Source organism: Cognatiluteimonas weifangensis, assembly GCF_003416885.1.
GTDB classification, from domain to species: Bacteria; Pseudomonadota; Gammaproteobacteria; order Xanthomonadales; family Xanthomonadaceae; genus Cognatiluteimonas; species Cognatiluteimonas weifangensis.
Genome location: NZ_QVPD01000009.1, coordinates 1 through 16,884, shown reverse-complemented (window position 1 = coordinate 16,884; position 16,884 = coordinate 1). Strand labels below are relative to the sequence as shown.

At 72.3% G+C, this 16,884-nt stretch carries 18 protein-coding genes; 14 read left to right on the top strand and 4 right to left on the bottom strand.

All coding sequences use genetic code 11. The features are described 5' to 3' along the window. Nucleotides 1-46: 46 nt before the first annotated feature. Nucleotides 47-571, bottom strand: coding sequence for an alpha/beta family hydrolase (locus D0Y53_RS09125; protein ID WP_117202925.1), 525 nt, complete (start codon nucleotides 569-571; stop codon nucleotides 47-49). Nucleotides 572-627: 56 nt separating this feature from the next. On the opposite strand from D0Y53_RS09125, the gene D0Y53_RS09120 reads away from it, so the two are divergent. The 4 genes from D0Y53_RS09120 (at nucleotide 628) to D0Y53_RS09105 (ending at nucleotide 3,906) form a co-directional block, all read left to right on the top strand. Continuing rightward, nucleotides 628-1,206, top strand: a complete 579-nt coding sequence (locus tag D0Y53_RS09120; protein WP_117202924.1) for a peptidoglycan recognition protein family protein — start codon at nucleotides 628-630, stop codon at nucleotides 1,204-1,206. Nucleotides 1,207-1,409: 203 nt separating this feature from the next. Then, nucleotides 1,410-2,303: an acyl-CoA thioesterase gene (locus tag D0Y53_RS09115; protein ID WP_117202923.1), complete on the top strand. Its 894-nt coding sequence runs from the start codon at nucleotides 1,410-1,412 to the stop codon at nucleotides 2,301-2,303. A 1-nt stretch (nucleotide 2,304) separates the two neighbouring features. After that, nucleotides 2,305-3,081 (top strand): hypothetical protein, encoded by a 777-nt coding sequence (locus D0Y53_RS09110; protein ID WP_117202922.1) that lies wholly within the window; start codon nucleotides 2,305-2,307, stop codon nucleotides 3,079-3,081. Between the two features lie 75 nt (nucleotides 3,082-3,156). Continuing rightward, complete coding sequence (locus tag D0Y53_RS09105) at nucleotides 3,157-3,906, top strand: arginyltransferase (protein ID WP_117202921.1); 750 nt, start codon at nucleotides 3,157-3,159, stop codon at nucleotides 3,904-3,906. Nucleotides 3,907-3,919: 13 nt separating this feature from the next. On the opposite strand, the gene D0Y53_RS09100 is transcribed toward D0Y53_RS09105, so the two are convergent. Together D0Y53_RS09100 and purT are read right to left on the bottom strand one after the other, a co-directional pair. Beyond that, a complete protein-coding gene (locus D0Y53_RS09100) occupies nucleotides 3,920-4,306 on the bottom strand; it encodes a hypothetical protein (RefSeq protein WP_117202920.1) in 387 nt (128 codons plus the stop codon). A gap of 81 nt (nucleotides 4,307-4,387) precedes the next feature. Continuing rightward, nucleotides 4,388-5,599: a formate-dependent phosphoribosylglycinamide formyltransferase gene (purT, locus tag D0Y53_RS09095; protein WP_117202919.1), complete on the bottom strand. Its 1,212-nt coding sequence runs from the start codon at nucleotides 5,597-5,599 to the stop codon at nucleotides 4,388-4,390. 96 nt (nucleotides 5,600-5,695) lie between these two features. Here purT and D0Y53_RS09090 point away from each other — a divergent pair, with 96 nt between their 5' ends. From D0Y53_RS09090 to D0Y53_RS09045, 10 genes are all read left to right on the top strand, one after another. Beyond that, nucleotides 5,696-6,604, top strand: coding sequence for a hypothetical protein (locus D0Y53_RS09090; RefSeq protein ID WP_117202918.1), 909 nt, complete (start codon nucleotides 5,696-5,698; stop codon nucleotides 6,602-6,604). 282 nt (nucleotides 6,605-6,886) lie between these two features. Beyond that, nucleotides 6,887-7,750 (top strand): SPFH domain-containing protein, encoded by an 864-nt coding sequence (locus tag D0Y53_RS09085; protein WP_117202917.1) that lies wholly within the window; start codon nucleotides 6,887-6,889, stop codon nucleotides 7,748-7,750. A 65-nt stretch (nucleotides 7,751-7,815) separates the two neighbouring features. Next, nucleotides 7,816-7,998: a type II toxin-antitoxin system antitoxin gene (locus D0Y53_RS09080; RefSeq protein WP_117202916.1), complete on the top strand. Its 183-nt coding sequence runs from the start codon at nucleotides 7,816-7,818 to the stop codon at nucleotides 7,996-7,998. Further along, nucleotides 7,988-8,170, top strand: a complete 183-nt coding sequence (locus D0Y53_RS09075) for a DUF4177 domain-containing protein (RefSeq protein WP_117202915.1) — start codon at nucleotides 7,988-7,990, stop codon at nucleotides 8,168-8,170. Before D0Y53_RS09080 ends, D0Y53_RS09075 begins: the two co-directional genes overlap by 11 nt. Continuing rightward, the gene (locus tag D0Y53_RS09070) at nucleotides 8,167-9,534 is read left to right on the top strand and encodes an alpha/beta hydrolase (protein WP_233511730.1); all 1,368 of its coding nucleotides are present in this window, start codon (nucleotides 8,167-8,169) and stop codon (nucleotides 9,532-9,534) included. Before D0Y53_RS09075 ends, D0Y53_RS09070 begins: the two co-directional genes overlap by 4 nt. After that, on the top strand, nucleotides 9,524-10,186 hold the full coding sequence (locus D0Y53_RS09065) for a hypothetical protein (protein ID WP_147319048.1): 663 nt from the start codon (nucleotides 9,524-9,526) through the stop codon (nucleotides 10,184-10,186). The genes D0Y53_RS09070 and D0Y53_RS09065 overlap by 11 nt, the downstream gene beginning before the upstream one ends. 9 nt (nucleotides 10,187-10,195) lie before the next feature. Then, on the top strand, nucleotides 10,196-10,996 hold the full coding sequence (locus D0Y53_RS09060) for a M15 family metallopeptidase (protein WP_117202913.1): 801 nt from the start codon (nucleotides 10,196-10,198) through the stop codon (nucleotides 10,994-10,996). Beyond that, nucleotides 10,983-12,122, top strand: coding sequence for an acyltransferase family protein (locus D0Y53_RS09055; protein ID WP_117202912.1), 1,140 nt, complete (start codon nucleotides 10,983-10,985; stop codon nucleotides 12,120-12,122). The genes D0Y53_RS09060 and D0Y53_RS09055 overlap by 14 nt, the downstream gene beginning before the upstream one ends. A gap of 83 nt (nucleotides 12,123-12,205) precedes the next feature. After that, entirely contained in the window at nucleotides 12,206-14,449 is a 2,244-nt protein-coding gene (gene parC / locus D0Y53_RS09050) for a DNA topoisomerase IV subunit A (RefSeq protein WP_117202911.1), read from the top strand. A gap of 241 nt (nucleotides 14,450-14,690) precedes the next feature. Further along, complete coding sequence (locus tag D0Y53_RS09045) at nucleotides 14,691-15,350, top strand: thiopurine S-methyltransferase (protein ID WP_117202910.1); 660 nt, start codon at nucleotides 14,691-14,693, stop codon at nucleotides 15,348-15,350. Nucleotides 15,351-15,491: 141 nt separating this feature from the next. Here D0Y53_RS09045 and D0Y53_RS09040 read toward each other — a convergent pair whose 3' ends face one another. Then, nucleotides 15,492-16,307 (bottom strand): 2-hydroxyacid dehydrogenase, encoded by an 816-nt coding sequence (locus D0Y53_RS09040; RefSeq protein ID WP_199492038.1) that lies wholly within the window; start codon nucleotides 16,305-16,307, stop codon nucleotides 15,492-15,494. Nucleotides 16,308-16,884: the final 577 nt, after the last annotated feature.

The following is a 16,884-nucleotide window of genomic DNA, read 5'->3' as shown; positions in this document are numbered from 1 at the left end:
TCATCTCGTTCCGCCGTCGCGCCCGCGCGGGCGGGCATCCGGATGGCTAAAGATCCGCAAGCAACGCCGCGAACGCCTCGGCGCTGGCGGCGACGTGGCCGGCCAGCCGATGCGTATCGTCGACCAGCAGCAGGCGTGCGCGCCGCGGCTGCGCCCAGGCGACGACTTCGGCAGCCGGGATCAGCTCGTCGTCCCAGCCGTGGACGATGGACGTGGGTACCTGCGCGGCCTCCAGGGCCGGCGCCGGCGCCATCCGCACCGGCGGCGCCAGCAGGAACAACCCGGCGACCGGCACCTGCAGCGAGACCCGCGCCGAGATCCAGGCGCCGAGGCTGGAGCCGGCCAGCAGCACCGGGCCGTCCGCGGCGGCCGCGCGCGCCAGCTCGAGCAGGCGCTGCAGCCGCGCCGGCACGTCGCCCAGCGCACCGGCCTCGCGACGCGCGTCCAGGTCGGTGTAGTCCGGGCGTTCGTGGCTCCAGCCGCAGCGCTGCGCGACCGCGGCCAGCGCCGTGACCTTGGTCGCGTCGGGTCCGCTCTCGAAACCGTGGGACAGGATGCAGTGGCCGCGCATGGGAGAAAGAGGCAACGCCCGCGGATCGCGGCAGCGGCGATGCTAGCATCCGCGCGATGCCTCCCGCGCCGCTCGCCGTGCACGTCGACCCGCTGCCCTACCAGGCCCGGCTGCAGCCGCGGCTGCGCGCGCAGATCGATTTGGTGGTGGTCCACTGCACCGAGCTGCCGGACCTGGCGACCGCACGCGTCTACGGCGAGCGCATCCTGTATCCCGAATCGCAGACCGGCAACAGCGGCCATTACTACATCGACCGCGACGGCGGCGTGCAGCGCTGGGTCGACACCGACCGCGTCGCCCACCACGTCCGCGGCCACAACCCGCGTTCGATCGGGATCGAGCTGGTCAACCGCGGGCGCTGGCCGCGCTGGCTCGATGCCGACCACCAGGCGATGGCCGAGCCGTATCCGGACGCGCAAATCGCCGCGCTGCTGGCGCTGCTGCGGCAGTTGCGGCAAGACCTGCCGTCGCTGCGTTTCATCGCCGGGCACGAAGACCTCGACCGCGAGGACGTGCCGGCCAGCGACGATCCCGGCCAGCGCGTGCGCCGCAAGCGCGATCCCGGGCCATGGTTCCCGTGGGACACGGTGCTGGCGCAGGTCGCGCTGCAACGCCTGCCTGGACCCGGCTCCTAGGACGGCCCGGCCGCGATCCGGATGCGCGGCACGGGCGACGGCAGTCGCGACGGGCTGCGGTCCCGTCGCCCGTCGCGATTCCCGCCGCTGCCACGACCGACCGATCGCGCCGCGAAGCCTGCGCGGATGCCGGACGGCCGTGCCCGGGGCGCCCGGCACCCGCCCGCTATAATCGCCGGCCACTCCCGCCGGCCGCCGCGCGCATGACCTCCCCCGTCTCCGAGCTGATCGAACTGCTCTCGCTCGAGCGCCTCGAGGACAACCTGTTCCGCGGCCAGAGTCGCGACATCGGCACCAAGTACGTGTTCGGCGGCCAGGTGCTGGGCCAGGCGCTGTCGGCGGCGCAGGCAACCCTGGCGCAGCCGCGCGAGGCGCATTCGCTGCACGCGTATTTCCTGCGCGCCGGCAACATCGAACATCCCATCGTCTACCACGTCGACCGCACCCGCGACGGCGGCAGCTTCTCGGTGCGGCGGGTGACCGCGATCCAGCACGGCCAGGTGATCTTCTTCTGCGCCGCCTCGTTCCAGGAGCACGAGCCCGGCGGCGAGCACCAGCTGTCGATGCCGGAGGTGCCGCGGCCCGAGGACATCGAGCCCGCGCCGGCGCTGGCGCCGGAGGTGTTCGCGCGGCTGTCGACCAAGGTGCAGCGCTGGCTGTCGCGGATGGGGCCGTTCGAGTTCCGCCACGTCTATCCGCGCGACGAACTCAACCCGCCGAAACGGCCGCCGTTCCAGCAGGTCTGGTTCAGGCTGTCCGAACGCGTCGGCGACGCGCCGGAGCTGCACCGCGCGCTGCTGGCCTACGCGTCGGACTTCCACCTGCTGGGCACCGCGACCTTCCCGCACGGCATCAGCTACTACCAGCCGAACGTGCAGATGGCCTCGCTCGACCATGCGCTGTGGTTCCACCGTCCGTTCCGCGCCGACGAGTGGTTGCTGTACGCCATCGACAGCCCCAGCGCGCAGGGCGGGCGCGGGCTGGCGCGCGGCCTGGTCTACGACCTCGACGGCAAGCTGGTGGCGAGCAGCGCCCAGGAAGGCCTGATCCGGGTGGTCGCCGACGCCGCGGCCGCCGCGCGCGTCTCCGGCGCCTGACATGCGCCAGGTCTTCAGCAGCCCGCGGCTGGAGAACGTCGAACGCGTGGCGCAACTGCTGGGCGAGGCCGGCATCCAGACCCGCATCACCCACGGCCGCTCCTACCGCGGCGGGCGGCGCAGCAACTTCAGCTACCGCGACGCCGCCCGCACCGAACCGGAGCCGGCGGTCTGGGTGATCCGCTCCGAGGACCAGCCGGCCGCGCGGCGGATCCTGCGCGACGCCGGCCTGCTGGACAGCACCCGCGGCGAGACCGGCTACACCTTCCGCAGCACGCAACCGGCGGCCGGCGCGCCGGGGCACAAGTCGCCGTTCCGGCTCAAGCTCTGGTTGCTGCTGGCGGTCGTGGTGGCGATCGCCCTGGCGCTGCTCTCGCAAGTCGGGCCGGGGCCTGTCGCGCCCGGGACGCCGCCGCCGACCGCAGCCGCGCTGCCGGCGGGCGTGTCGCCGACCCCGGACGCGCTGGCGGTGGCGGTGCTGGCCGGCGAACTGCCGACCCGCGCCGACCAGGCGCTGTGCCTGTCGGTCGACGGCCACGATCCCGCGCCCGCGCTGCTGGCCGCGTTGCCGCCCACGCCCGGACGGGTGATCCCCCTGTCGCAATGCCCGACCACGGACCTGCCGCGGCTGTCGATCGCCGACTACCGCGTGCACGCGGCCGGCGGCGCCGGCAGCATCACCCTGTCGCGCGCCCGCGACGCCGACGCGCCGCCGGTGCTCGAGCGCTACGAGGTGAGCCACGGCGCCAGGGGCTGGCGCGTGGTCGAGCTGCTGTAGCCGCGCGCCGTCGCAAGCCGCATTCAGCGGCCGGCCCGCGGCGCAGGGCCCGGCCCGCGGCGCTATGCTGCGGCGATGGGCGGCAGTTCCCTCCATGACGACGATCCGCGCTCGGACCTGCGCGTGTTCCACACCGGCGAGCACGCCTGCGGCTACTGGCCCGAGCGCAGCGCCCGCGACCTGGTGCTGGACCCGCGCGACGCGCGCTTGCCGCAGCTGTACCCGCTGGCGCTGGGCTGGGGCTTCCGCCGCTCCGGCGACATCGTCTACCGCCCGCACTGCCGCGGTTGCCGCGCCTGCGTGGCGGTGCGGATCCCGGTGGCGGAGTTCGCGCCCGACCGCAGCCAGCGCCGCTGCCTGGCGCGCAACGCCGACGTGGTGATGCGGGTGCTGCCGGCGCAGCGCACCGACGAGCAGCTCGCCCTGTACCGCCGCTACCTCGTGGCGCGGCATCCGGGCGGCGGCATGGACGACCACGGCGGCGTCGAGTTCGACCAGTTCCTGGTCGGCAGCTGGTCGCAGGGGCGGTTCCTGGAACTGCGCGACGGCGCCAGCCACCGGCTGCTGGCGGTCGCGGTCACCGATCTGGTCGGCGACGACGCGCTGTCGGCGGTGTACACCTTCTACGATCCGGACGCGCACGCGCGCGGCCTCGGCACGCTGGCGATCCTGCGGCAACTGCAGTGGGCACGGCGCGAGGGTCGCCGCCACCTGTACCTGGGCTACTGGATCGCCGGCCACGACAAGATGGATTACAAGCGCCGCTTCCGCCCGCTGGAGGCGTTCGACGGCCGCGGCTGGCGGCCGCTGCAATTCGTGGCGTGAGCCGGGCGCGCGCTCAGGGCGCCGGTGCGGCCGTGCCCGGCGCGCCCGGTTCCGGTTCGCCGCTCGGCGGCATCGGTGCGGCGGGCGCGGCCGCCGGCGTCGTCCCTACCAGCGCGGCGGGGGCCGTGCGCGGCCCGAAGCCGAAGAAACTGCCGTCGCTGGGGCTGGACACGATCATCCGCACCATCGAACCGGGCACCATCAATTCCACCTGCACGTTCCTGCCTTCCGCGGTGATGCCTTCCAGGGTCATCTCCAGCAACGCGCCGCCGGTGTCGATCGACTTGCACACCAGGTGCGGCCCGGCGGGGCTGTCCTGCAGGTAGGGCTTGATCGCCTCGCCCAGCGCCTCCAGCGCCTGCGGGAAGAAAAACACGGCATAGCCGTTGCTGTCGTTCATGGCGGGGTCCTGTGCCGGATGCGATGCGGACCGACCGGCTCTACCGGATCGGACGCGGATGATGCAAAGAGGCGGAATGACTCAAACCAGTTCCATCGTGAGCGCCGCGGCCGCCTCGCGCGCGATGCGGCGGGCATCGTCGATGTCCGCGCCGCGCGCCAGGGTCACGCCGACCCGGCGATGGCCGGCCACACGCGGCTTGCCGAACAGCCGCAGCGCGGTATCCGGCGCGGCCAGCGCCGCGGCGACGTTGCCGAACACCGGCACCCCGTGGCCCTGCGCCAGCAGCGCGCACGAGGCCGAAGGCCCCAGCTGGCGAATGACGGGAATCGGCAGGCCGAGGATAGCGCGCGCATGCAGCGCGAACTCCGACAGGTCCTGCGACACCAGCGTCACCAGGCCAGTGTCGTGCGGCCGCGGCGAGACTTCCGAAAACCACACCTGCTCGCCCTTGACAAAGAATTCCATGCCGAACACGCCGCGGCCGCCGAGCGCGTCGGACACCTGCCGCGCCATCGCCTGCGCCCGCTGCAGCGCCCGCGCCGGCATCGGCTGCGGTTGCCAGCTCTCGCGGTAGTCGCCCTCGCGCTGCAGGTGGCCGATCGGTTCGCAGAAGCCGGTGCCGCCGGCGTGGCGCACGGTCAGCAGGGTGATCTCGTAGTCGAAATCGACGAAGCCCTCGACGATTGCCCGGCCGGCGCCGGCGCGGCCGCCGGTCTGCGCGTAGTCCCAGGCCGCGTCGATGTCGTCGGCGTCGCGCACCAGGCTCTGGCCGTGGCCGGAGGAGGACATCACCGGCTTGACCACGCACGGCAGCCCGAGCGCGGCGACCGCGGCGCGGTAGTCGTCGCGGTTGTCGACGAAGCGATACGGCGACACCGGGATGCCGAGTTCCTCGGCCGCCAGCCGGCGGATGCCTTCGCGATCCATGGTCAGGCGCGCGGCGCGCGCGGTCGGGATCACCCGCGCGGCGGGCGCGCCGTCGCCGGCCGCCGCGGTCCACTCGCGCTCCAGCGCCACCAGGGTGTCGGTGTGGATCGCCTCGATCTCCGGCACCACCAGGTGCGGGCGTTCGCGTTCGATCACCGCGCGCACCGCGGCGCCGTCGAGCATGTCGATGACGTGGCTGCGATGGGCGACCTGCATCGCCGGCGCATCCGGATAACGGTCCACCGCGATCACCTCGACGCCGAAGCGCTGCAGTTCGATCGCCACTTCCTTGCCGAGTTCGCCCGAACCCAGCAGCAGCACGCGGGTGGCGCCTGGAGTGAGCGGCGTGCCGATCGTGGGCATGGGCGGGCTCGCGGACGGTTGGCGCCCCATTCTAGCCGGGCCGGCGCGGGCGCCGGCGCGCTTCGCGGGCCCGGCGGGCCATGCCATGCTTGCGCGATGGCCCCGCGACTGCGCCCGCTCCCTGCCCTGCTGTTCGCCGTCCTGCTGGGCGTCCTGGGCGGCGGCTGCAGCGATCCGCCGCCGTTCGCGCAACTGTCCGGGCTGCTGCTGGACGCGCATTTGCAGGAGGTCAGCGGCCTGGCCGTCTCGCGCCGCCATCCCGACACGCTGTGGATGCTCAACGACGGCGGCAACCCGGCGCAGCTGTATGCGGTCAGCCGCCGCGGCAGCCGGCTGGCGACGCTGCGCATCGACGGCGTCGACAACACCGACTGGGAAGATCTCGCCGCGTTCGAGCTGGACGGTCGCCACTACTTGCTGATCGCCGACACCGGCGACAACGGCGGCCTGCGGCGGACGCTGCAGCTGCACGCGATCGAGGAGCCGGCGACGCTGGCCGACGCCACGCTGCGGCCGGCCTGGTCGATCGTGTTCCGCTGGCCCGACGGCGCCCGCGACTGCGAGGCGGTCGCGGTGGACGCCGCCGCCGGCCAGATCCTGCTGCTGTCCAAGCGGCGGCGGCCGCCGGAACTGTTCGCGCTGCCGCTGCGGCCGCGCGACCCCGGGCTGCAGGTCGCGCGCGCGCTCGGTACCCTGGCCGGCGTGCCGCAGGCCGATGCCGAGGAAGTCCGCGCCAACCCCCGGCTGGCGCGGATCCGCAGCCAGGTCACCGCCGCCGATCTCGCCCCCGACAGCCATGCCATGGCGGTGCTGACCTATCGCGACGTGCTGGTCTATCCGCGGCGCAACCGCGAATCCTGGGCGCAGGCGCTGGCGCGGCCGCCGCAGGTGCACCCGCTGCCCTGGCTGCCGCAAGCCGAAGCCCTGGCCTGGAGCGCCGACAGCCGCGCCCTGTACGCGACCGGCGAACTCAGCCCCGCACCGCTGCTGTACCTGAACCCGTAGCCCGGGCAAGCGCCGCGCGCCGCGGGCGGCCTTGCGCGCGCTTCCAGGGGGGCAGCGACCGGCCCCGGCCGCACTGCGCTGGCACCCCGGGCCACGCGAGCTTGCCGGGCCAACGACATGAGCGGGGCGCCATCCCGCCGCCGTGGGGCGCGGAGCGGGCTGGCGAGCGGTTGCCAAGTCGGACCCTGCCCGGGGCGGGCCCCCGATCATCGCGTTTGCATATCTGATATCAATCTGATATCACTATCTCACGGCGATTTGGCCGCTCCCCGAGACTGCGTCATGAAAGAGAACCCGATCCGCTCCCTACCCGGCATTCCGGTGCTGCTGGGCGTCATCCTGCTGGAGCTGCTGTGCGCCTGGGCGTTCTTCGTCGGGATCCAGGCCGGCATGCCGGCCGCGCCGATCGCCGCCGTCGTCTTCGCCGCGCTCGGCATCTTCGTGCTGATCGGCCTGTACATGGTCGAGCCCAACCAGGCCGCGGTGCTGAGCCTGTTCGGCAAGTACGTCGGCACGGTCAAGGACAACGGCCTGCGCTGGAACAACCCGTTCTTCGGCAAGCGCAAGGTCAGCCAGCGCGTGCGCAACTTCGAGAGCGGCAAGCTCAAGGTCAACGAACTGGAAGGCAGCCCGATCGAGATCGCCGCGGTGATCGTGTGGCAGGTGGTGGATTCGGCCGAGGCGGTCTACAACGTCGACGACTACGAGAGCTTCGTCCACATCCAGTCCGAATCCGCGCTGCGCACGATGGCGACCAGCTATCCGTACGACCAGCACGAGGACGGCCAGGTCGCGCTGCGCAGCCACGCCACCGAGATCAGCAAGCACCTGCGCGAGGAGCTGTCCGAGCGCCTGGCCGACGCCGGCGTGGCGGTGCTGGACGCGCGCATCAGCCACCTCGCCTACGCCCCCGAGATCGCCCAGGCGATGCTGCAGCGGCAGCAGGCCAACGCGATCATCGCCGCGCGCACGCGCATCGTCGCCGGCGCCGTGGGCATGGTCGAGATGGCACTGGCCGAACTGCAGAAGAACGGCGTGGTGCAACTGGACGAGGAGCGCAAGGCGCAGATGGTCAGCAACCTGCTGGTGGTGCTGTGCGGCGAGCGCTCGACCCAGCCGATCGTCAACGCCGGCACGCTTTACTGATCGCGCATCCTGCGCAAGAACCCGCACATCCATGTGCGGACTTTCAACAGGAAGAGCGCCTACCCATGGCAGAAAAGAAGGCCTATCCGCTGCGCATCAACGCCGACGTGCTCGCGGCGGCGCAGCGCTGGGCGGACGACGAGCTGCGCAGCCTCAACGCGCAGATCGAATACGTGCTGCGCGATGCGCTGCGCAAGGCCGGGCGGCTGAAGCCGGCCGGCAACCAGGGAGAAGACGATGGCAAGTGAGCGCTGGAGCTACCAGGTGGTGGAAGTGAAAGCCAGTTTCCTCGGCGCAACCCGCCAGGCCGCGCAGGAACGCCTCACCCAGCTCGGCCTGCAGGGCTGGGAACTCGTGTCGGCGGTGCAACCGCAACGCTTCGCGCCGGTGCAGCTGTACCTGAAGAAGGCGATGCCATGAAGACGCCGGAGATCTTGCTGCTCGCCGCGCTGCTGGCCGCCACGCCGCGGGTGGCCATGGCCCAGGCCGCGACGGCGCCCGCCCTGCCGGCGCCGGACGCCACGGCAGCGCCCGCCGCAGCGACGATCGCGACCGCGCTGCTCGACCGTCTCGACGCGGGCGACTACGCCGCCGCCGAGGCGTTGCTCACCGCGCAGATGGCCGCCGCGGTGCCCGCCGAGCGCCTGCAGGCGGTGTGGGAATCGCTGCCCGCGCAGGCCGGGCCGGCACAGGGCCGCGGCAAGGTGCAGGCAAGCGCAGCGGACGGCGCCACCCTGGTGACGGTGCCGCTGCATTACGCGAACGCCGAATTGATCGCAAAGATCGCGGTGACGGCCGACGGCAAGGTCGCCGGCTTCCGGGTGCAGCCGGCGCAGGCCGCAGCGAGCGCGCCGGTGGCGCCGGTGCCTGCCGACGCGGGTTTCAGCGAGCGCGAGATCGCGATCGGCGACGGCGAGCGCGCCTTGCCCGCGACCCTCGCGCTGCCCGACGGCGACGGCCCCTTCCCCGCCGTGGTGCTGGTGCACGGCTCCGGTCCGCACGACCGCAACGAGACCGTGGGGCCCAACCGCCCGTTCCTCGACATCGCCCGCGGCCTCGCCGCGCAGGGCATCGCGGTGCTGCGCTACGACAAGCGCAGCAAGGTGCGTCCGCAGGATTACGCCGACGGCAAGCTCACCATCGACAGCGAGACCACCGACGACGCGGTGCTGGCCGTGCAGGCGCTGCACGCGGTGCCGGAAGTCGACGACGCGCGCGTGTTCGTGCTCGGCCACAGCCAGGGCGGGATGCTGGCGCCGCGGATCGCCGCATACGCATTCGAGGCCGGAGCGCCGGTCGCCGGGCTGGTGCTGTTCGCCGCGCCCGCGCGCAAGTTGCTGGACATCATCGTCGAGCAGAACCGGCGCCTGGCGGTGCTCGACGATGCGCATACCAGCGACGAGGAGCACGCCGCGATCGATGTACTGCGCGCGCAGGTCCGCGACATCCGCGGGGGCGGCGAAGTCGCAGCCACGCCGCTGAACCTGCCCGCCGGCTACTGGCGCAGCACCGATGCGGTCGATGCGGTGACCGAGGCGCAGGCCGTCGCGCTGCCGATGCTGGTGCTGCAGGGCGCGCAGGACATCCAGGTGGTCGACGCCGACTGGCAACGCTGGAAAGGCGCCTTTCACGCCGACCCCGCAGTCGCGTTCAAGCTGTACGACGGGCTGAACCACCTCGGCATCGCGGTCGACGGCGAACCGGGCCTCGGCCAGTACGCGGTTCCCGGCCATGTCGATCCGCGCCTGGTCGCCGATGTCGCCGCATGGATCGGTGCGCACTGACGTGGCAGCCCGCACGCCTTCGATCGACGATCCGCGCCTGCAGCTGGAGCCGGCCAGCGGCCGCAGCCGTCTGTGGCTGCTGTTGCTGACGGTCGCGCTGCCGGTGCTGCTGAGCCTGCTGCTGCCGCTGCTGGCGGACGGCGGCCAGCCGCCGGCACTGCGCTGGTTCGCCGACAGCCTGGCCGCGCCGGAATGGCTGGACCTGCTGCTGGGACCGCTGCTGGTGGCGGCCGTCACCGGCGCGATCTGGTTCGCGCTCGATCGGCTGATGCACCGCCATCGCCTGCGGCTCGATGGCGCCAGGCTCGGAATCGTCACCACGTTCTACCGCCAGCAGCTGGCGCTGCCGGAACTGCGGCTCGACGCCGCACGGGTGATCGCGATCGACGAGCACCCCGAGCTCAAGCCGATGCTGAAGTCCAACGGCATGGCCCTGCCCGGTTTCCGAAGCGGCTGGTTCCGCTCGCGCACCTTCAAGAAGCTGTTCGTTGCCAGCGCCGGCGGCAAGCGCCTGCTGTGGCTGCCCACCACCCGCGGCCACGCCCTGCTGCTGCAGGTGCGGCAGCCACAACTCCTGCTCGAACGCCTGCGCGCGCTCACCGCCGACGCGACGCCCGTGGCCGGGATGACGGCACGCCCCCGCGCCCGGTAACCTGCGCGCATGCGCGCCGTCGCCGGCATCCTGCTCAACACCGATCGGATCGAGATCTGGCCGGGCGGCCTGCTGCGCGCGCGCAGCAACGCCGATGCCCGCCTGCTGGCCCGCGCCCGCCACGTCCTGCGGCGCAAGCGCGACGGCCGCTACCTCGCCGCCGACCTGCCCGAAGGCCTGCAGCCGCTGCTGCCGGCGCTGCGGCGCGAACCCGGCATCGACGCCGCGCTGGCGGCGCTGCGGCGCGCGCGCGCACCGCGTCGCCCCGGCATCGACGCGGTGGCGACGCTGCCGCTGCAGCGCCTGCGCGAGCGCCTGCAGACGCTCGGCCTGGACGACGGCTACGGCGCCCGCAGCGGCCTGCCGCTGGTGCCCGAACCCGACCGGCTCGCGCTCGCCGGCCGCGACCGCTACCGGCGCCCGCTGTGGCTGCGTGCGGATGCCGCGCGCGCCTGGACGCGGCTGCGCGCGGCCGCGCTGCGCGACGGCGTGGTGCTGGAAGCGATCTCCGGCTACCGCAGCCACGACTACCAGCTCGGCATCTTCGAGCGCAAGCTGGCGCGCGGACTGAGCGTGGAAGAGATCCTCACCGTCAACGCCGCGCCCGGCTACTCCGAGCACCACGGCGGCCTGGCGCTGGACCTCGGCACGCCGGACGAACCGCCGGCCGAGGAATCCTTCGAGCGCACGCCGGCGTTCGCCTGGCTGCGCGCGCACGCCGCCGGCCACGGATTCGGCATGAGCTATCCGCGCGACAACCCGCACGGCATCGTCTACGAGCCCTGGCACTGGGCGTATGCGCCCGGCTGACGACGCCCGCACCCGCGCCGCGGATCGCTGCGCACCGTTGCGGCCGCGCTGGTCCACCGGCTGGCGCGATGCGCCGAGCATCGCGTCGGGCTGGGCGACGAACCGCAACAACTTCAACCTGATGCGGCTGGTCGCGGCGTGGATGGTGATCTACGGCCACGCCTGGGCGATCACCGCCGCACCCGGCGCCGACCTGGTCACGCGGCTGACGCAGTTCAAGTTCGCCGGCGGCGTGGCGGTGGACGTGTTCTTCGTGATCAGCGGCTTCCTGATCGCCGCCAGCCTGCAGCGCAACAGCATCGGCAGCTACCTCGCCTCGCGCGCCCTGCGGATCCTGCCGGCGCTGGCGGTGTGCGCGGCGCTGGGCGCGTTCGTGCTCGGGCCGCTGCTGACCACCGCCACCGACTACTGGCAGCAGCCGCAGGTGTGGCGCTACTTCTGGGTCAACGCCACGCTCAAGTCCAGCGAGTTCTTCCTGCCGGGGGTGTTCGAAGCGCTGCCGCGCACCGCGATCAACGGCTCGCTGTGGACCCTGCCGATCGAGGCGCGGCTGTACCTGGCGCTGCTGCTGGCCGGCAGCCTCGGTCTGCTCACCCGGCGCCGCTACACGCCGCTGTGGCTGCTGGCGATGGTCGCCGGTTACGCGCTGGCGCGCTGGAAGGCGCCGCTGCCCGACCACATCGCCAATTACGCCTGGTGCACCGCGTTCTTCATCAGCGGCACCGCGCTGTGGCTCAACCGCGAGCGCGTGCGGCTGTCGTGGTGGGCGCTGCTGGCGCTGGTCGTCGCCGCCGCGTTCACCCGCGGCGGGCCGTGGTTCCACATTCCCTACTACCTGCTGCTGTGCTACGGCACGCTGTTCGTCGCGTTCGTGCCGAAGCTGCCGATGATCCGCCACACCGACCTGTCCTACGGCCTCTACCTGTACGGCTGGCCGGCGCAGCAGCTGGTGCTGCTGGCCACGCACGACACCCGGCCGCTGGCCAACATGGCCTGGGCCACGGCGCTGGCGCTGGTGCTGGCGGCGCTGTCGTGGTTCCTGGTCGAGCGCCCGGCGCTGCGACTGAAAAAACGCTTCGGCACGCGTACGCCGGCGGCCTCCCCAGCTGCCGTCGCGGCCGCCTGAGGGCGGTGTCCGCCGCCGCCGCGACAGCAATGCCCTAGAATCACCGCCGTGCCTCCGGCCGCCGATTCCGCAGTCCAGCCCCCATGAACGACACCGTCCGACCCGTGTTCCACGGCTTCGAGCAGATCCCGCTGCGCGAGTACGCCGAGCGCGCCTATCTCGACTACTCGATGTACGTGGTCCTGGACCGCGCCCTGCCCTTCCTCGGCGACGGCCTCAAGCCGGTGCAGCGGCGGATCATCTACGCGATGAGCGAGCTCGGCCTGGCCGCGACCGCCAAGCCGAAGAAATCCGCGCGCACCGTCGGCGACGTCATCGGCAAGTACCATCCGCACGGCGACAGCGCCTGCTACGAGGCGCTGGTGCTGATGGCGCAACCGTTCTCCTACCGCTATCCGCTGATCGACGGCCAGGGCAACTTCGGCTCCAGCGACGACCCGAAGTCGTTCGCGGCGATGCGCTACACCGAGAGCAAGCTGACCCCGATCGCCGAGGTGCTGCTGGGCGAGCTCGGCCAGGGCACGGTCGACTGGACCCCCAACTTCGACGGCACCCTGGAGGAACCGGCGTGGATGCCGGCGCGGCTGCCGCACCTGCTGCTCAACGGCACCACCGGCATCGCCGTGGGCATGGCCACCGACGTGCCGCCGCACAACCTGGGCGAGATCGTCAGCGCCTGCGTGCGCCTGCTGGACGACCCCGAGGCCAGCGTGCGCGACCTGTGCGAGCACGTGCGCGGCCCCGACTACCCGACCGAAGCGGAGATCATCACCCCGGCGGCCGACCTGCTGGCGCTGTACGAAACCGGCCTGGGCAGCGTGCGCGCCCGCGCCACTTTCACCCGCGAGCACGCCAACATCGTCGTCACCGCGCTGCCTTACCAGGTCTCGCCGTCGAAGGTGATCGAGCAGATCGCCGCGCAGATGCGGGCGAAGAAGCTGCCGTGGCTGGAGGACATCCGCGACGAGTCCGACCACGCCAACCCCACCCGGATCGTGCTGATCCCGCGCTCCAGCCGGGTCGACGCCGCGCAGCTGATGGGCCACCTGTTCGCGACCACCGACCTGGAAAAGAGCTACCGGGTCAACATGAACGTGATCGGCCGCGATGGCCGTCCCCAGGTCAAGCACCTCAAGCAGCTGCTGGGCGAATGGCTCGCGTTCCGCGCCGACACCGTCACCCGCCGCCTGCAGCACCGGCTGGACAAGGTCGAGCGTCGCCTGCACCTGCTCGAAGGCCTGCTCGTCGCCTTTCTCAACCTCGACGAGGTGATCCGCATCATCCGCGGCGAGGACGAGCCCAAACCCGTGCTGATGGCGCGCTTCGGCCTGGACGAGGAACAGGCCGACTACATCCTCGACACGCGGCTGCGGCAGCTGGCGCGGCTGGAGGAAATGAAGATCCGCGGCGAGCAGGACGAACTGGACAGCGAGCGCGACCGCCTGATCGCCACCCTCGGCAGCAAGGCGAAGCTGAAGAAGCTGATCAAGGACGAACTGCTGGCCGACGCGAAAAAATTCGGCGACGCGCGGCGCTCGCCGCTGGTCGCGCGCGAGGCCGCCCACGCGATCGACGAGACCGAACTGGTCCCCAGCGAGCCGCTCACCATCGTGCTCAGCGACAAGGGCTGGGTGCGCGCGGCCAAGGGCCACGACGTCGATCCGGCGACGCTGTCCTACCGCGAGGGCGACGGCCTGCTGGCGGCGGTGCGCGGCCGCAGCACACAGCAGGTGGCGTTCATCGATTCCACCGGCCGCAGCTATTCCACCGCCGCGCACACCCTGCCCGGCGCGCGCGGCAACGGCGAGCCGCTGACCGGGCGTTTCTCGCCGGCGTCGGGGGTGTCGTTCCGGGCGCTGGTCACCGGCGAGAGCGACAGCCGCTTCGTGCTCGCCTCCAGCCACGGCTACGGCTTCGTCACCCGGTTCGAGAACCTGCTGTCGCGGCAGAAGGCGGGCAAGGCGCTGAAGACGCTGACCTCGGGGGCGAAGGTGCTGCAGCCGGCCGCGGTGGGCAATCCGACGACCGACCGCGTGGTCGCCGTCACCAGCGCCGGCCACCTGCTGGCGTTCCCGGTGTCGGAGCTGCCGGAACTCGACCGCGGCAAGGGCAACAAGATCATCGAGATCCCGCGCGGCAAGCGCGGCACCGAGCGCGTGGTCGCGGTCGCGGTGGTGCCGCCCGGCGGCGCGCTGGCGGTGCACTCGGGCGCGCGCACGATGACGCTGTCGTTCCGGGACCTGGATGCCTACGCCGGTCCGCGGGCGACGCGCGGCGGGTTGTTGCCGCGCGGATGGCAGAAGGTCGACGGGCTGGCCGTCGTCTAGTCGCGCGAAGCGCCGCGCGCGGCGGCGCACTGCGGCCGTCGCAGGCGGATCGCGGCAAAGGCGTCGCCAGGCCCTTCCTTTGCCCGCTTGCGGGGAGAAGGTGCCGAAGGCGGATGAGGGGCGCTCCGCGGCCGGGTCGGTATTACAGACGGGACCCCGCGCAACCACCGAAATCGCGTCGCCGGCTTGCCCAACTTCCACCGTCCGGAGTTAGGCTGCATTCCACTCGCGGAGATGGCCCATGGATCCGGATTTCTGGCAACAACGCTGGCGCGAAGGCCGCATCGGCTTCCACCAGGACAAGCCGATGCCGCTGCTGCTCAAGCACTGGCCGACGCTGGCGCTCCCCGCCGGCAGCCGGGTGTTCGTGCCGCTGGCCGGCAAATCGCTGGATCTCGTCTGGCTGGCGGCGCAGGGCCACCGCGTGCTGGCGGTGGAGCTGTCGCCGCTGGCGGTCGCGCAATTCTTCGCCGAACAGGGCCTGACGCCGCAGGTGCACGACTCGCGCTACGGCCGCCATCACGTCGCCGACGGCATCGAGGTGATCTGCGGCGACGCCTTCGGCCTCGACGCCGAAGCCCTGGCCGACTGCGCGGCGGTCTACGACCGCGCCGCCCTGATCGCGCTGCCGCCGCCGCTGCGCCGGCGCTACGTGCGCGAATTGCATGCGCGGCTTCCCGCCGGCTGCCGCGGCCTGCTGATCACCCTGGAATACCCGCCGCAGGAAAAACAGGGCCCGCCGTTCACGGTGCCGGAGGCCGAAGTGCGCGAGCTGTACGGCCGCGACTGGGAGGTGACCACGCTGGAGCGCCGCGACATCCTCGCCCAGCAGCCAGGATTCGTCGCCGAGGGCGTGAGCGCGCTGGAGACGGTGGTGTACCGGCTGCAGCGGACCGCCTGACACCCGCAACGTGCCGGGCGGCCGCCTGCGCTCCGAAACCCGCCGTACGCGCACGCACGACCCCAGCTCCGCTTCGGCGGCGACACGGCCTCGACGGCCTCCTCGTGCGCGGCTGGAGCGGCGCCCGAGCCCGGCGCCCGCTCAGTAGCCGCGCGCCCGATCCACCACGCCGCCGACCGGCGCGCCGGCTTCCAGCTGCCGGATCTTGTCGGCGACCTGGCGGCAAGCCACGGCATGGGGCGTGAGCGCGGCCACATGCGGGGTCATGCGCACTCGCGGATGCCGCCAAAAGGGATGATCCGGCGGCAACGGCTCCTGCGCAAACACGTCGAGGTGGGCCTCGGCGAGGCTGCCCGCATCCAGGGCCTCGAGCAGGGCCACCTCGTCCAGGACTTCACCGCGCGACAGATTGGCCAGGACCGCGCCGGCCGGCAACCGCGCCAGCCGGACGCGATCCAGCAAGCCCCGGGTCGCGTCCGTCAACGGCAGGAACACCAGCAGCAGCCGGCTGCGCGCGAGCACCGCATCCAGCCCGCCCGGCCCGTGCTCGCAATGCACACCGGGCACCGACCTGGCGCTGCGGCTCCAGCCGGCAACGGAAAACCCGAAATCGGCCAGGGTGCGGGCGACGGCGCCGCCCAGCACGCCGAGGCCGAGGACGCCGATCCGGAACTCCGAACGCAGGCGCAACGGCTGCGGCGCCCAGCGCAGCTGCGCCTGGGCCTGCCGATATTCCGGGAAACGCCGGAAGCGGCGCAGCGCGATGTACAGCGCGTATTCGATCATCTGCGCCGCCATGCCGCAGTCTTCCATGCGCACCAGCGGGACTTCGCGCGGCAGGGACGGCATGGCCAGCAAGCCGTCGACGCCCGCGCCCAGGGAGAACAGCGCCTTGAGCCGATGCTGTCGCTCGAACAACCGCGCAGGCGGCCGCCACACCACGGCGTAATCGCACACGGGAGCATCGGGTCCGACGTGAACGCGGGCTTCCGGCAAGCATCCGGCGAGCGCATCGCGCCACTCGTCCTGCTCCTTGGCCGTGCAAATCAGGACATCCATCGCGACTTCCGGAAACGACGCGGCGGCATTGTCGCAGCATCCAAAGCGCACCGGTCATCCCCCTTTTCAAAGGGGTCTTCCCGAGTGCGGATCTCTGCGAGGGAAGCCGGTGGCCCAGCCTGCGCGGGACTGCTCCAAAGTGCGGAAACCTTCGCGGGGGAAGCCTGCGACCCGGTCTGCGCGGGGCGCGCCGTGAATCCATCGCGCCGTGAATCCATTTTTCATGTGCGGAAACATCTGCGGGGGAAGCCGGCGGCCCGGCCTGTGCGGGACACGCCGTGAATACATCCTTCAAGTGCGGGAATCTCCGCGGACGAAGCCGGTGGCCCAGCCTGCGCGGGACACGCCGTGAGACTTCCCTTCAAGTGCGGAAGCTTCCGTGGAGGAAGCCGGTGGCCCGGCCTGTGCGGGACACGCCGTGAATACGTCCCTGTAGGCTCCTCGGCGGCATCCATGCCGCCGACGGTCCCGCACA

Excerpts from the sequence above, each read along its gene's own strand:
- D0Y53_RS09085 (WP_117202917.1), top strand. The coding sequence starts at position 6,887 with ATGAAAGAGAACCCGATCCGCTCCCTACCCGGCATTCCGGTGCTGCTG.
- D0Y53_RS09075 (WP_117202915.1), top strand. The coding sequence starts at position 7,988 with ATGGCAAGTGAGCGCTGGAGCTACCAGGTGGTGGAAGTGAAAGCCAGT.
- D0Y53_RS09080 (WP_117202916.1), top strand. The coding sequence starts at position 7,816 with ATGGCAGAAAAGAAGGCCTATCCGCTGCGCATCAACGCCGACGTGCTC.
- D0Y53_RS09055 (WP_117202912.1), top strand. The coding sequence starts at position 10,983 with ATGCGCCCGGCTGACGACGCCCGCACCCGCGCCGCGGATCGCTGCGCA.
- D0Y53_RS09120 (WP_117202924.1), top strand. The coding sequence starts at position 628 with ATGCCTCCCGCGCCGCTCGCCGTGCACGTCGACCCGCTGCCCTACCAG.
- D0Y53_RS09100 (WP_117202920.1), bottom strand. The coding sequence starts at position 4,306 with ATGAACGACAGCAACGGCTATGCCGTGTTTTTCTTCCCGCAGGCGCTG.
- D0Y53_RS09070 (WP_233511730.1), top strand. The coding sequence starts at position 8,167 with ATGAAGACGCCGGAGATCTTGCTGCTCGCCGCGCTGCTGGCCGCCACG.
- D0Y53_RS09090 (WP_117202918.1), top strand. The coding sequence starts at position 5,696 with ATGGCCCCGCGACTGCGCCCGCTCCCTGCCCTGCTGTTCGCCGTCCTG.
- D0Y53_RS09045 (WP_117202910.1), top strand. The coding sequence starts at position 14,691 with ATGGATCCGGATTTCTGGCAACAACGCTGGCGCGAAGGCCGCATCGGC.
- D0Y53_RS09125 (WP_117202925.1), bottom strand. The coding sequence starts at position 571 with ATGCGCGGCCACTGCATCCTGTCCCACGGTTTCGAGAGCGGACCCGAC.
- parC (WP_117202911.1), top strand. The coding sequence starts at position 12,206 with ATGAACGACACCGTCCGACCCGTGTTCCACGGCTTCGAGCAGATCCCG.
- D0Y53_RS09110 (WP_117202922.1), top strand. The coding sequence starts at position 2,305 with ATGCGCCAGGTCTTCAGCAGCCCGCGGCTGGAGAACGTCGAACGCGTG.
- D0Y53_RS09105 (WP_117202921.1), top strand. The coding sequence starts at position 3,157 with ATGGGCGGCAGTTCCCTCCATGACGACGATCCGCGCTCGGACCTGCGC.
- purT (WP_117202919.1), bottom strand. The coding sequence starts at position 5,599 with ATGCCCACGATCGGCACGCCGCTCACTCCAGGCGCCACCCGCGTGCTG.
- D0Y53_RS09060 (WP_117202913.1), top strand. The coding sequence starts at position 10,196 with ATGCGCGCCGTCGCCGGCATCCTGCTCAACACCGATCGGATCGAGATC.
- D0Y53_RS09115 (WP_117202923.1), top strand. The coding sequence starts at position 1,410 with ATGACCTCCCCCGTCTCCGAGCTGATCGAACTGCTCTCGCTCGAGCGC.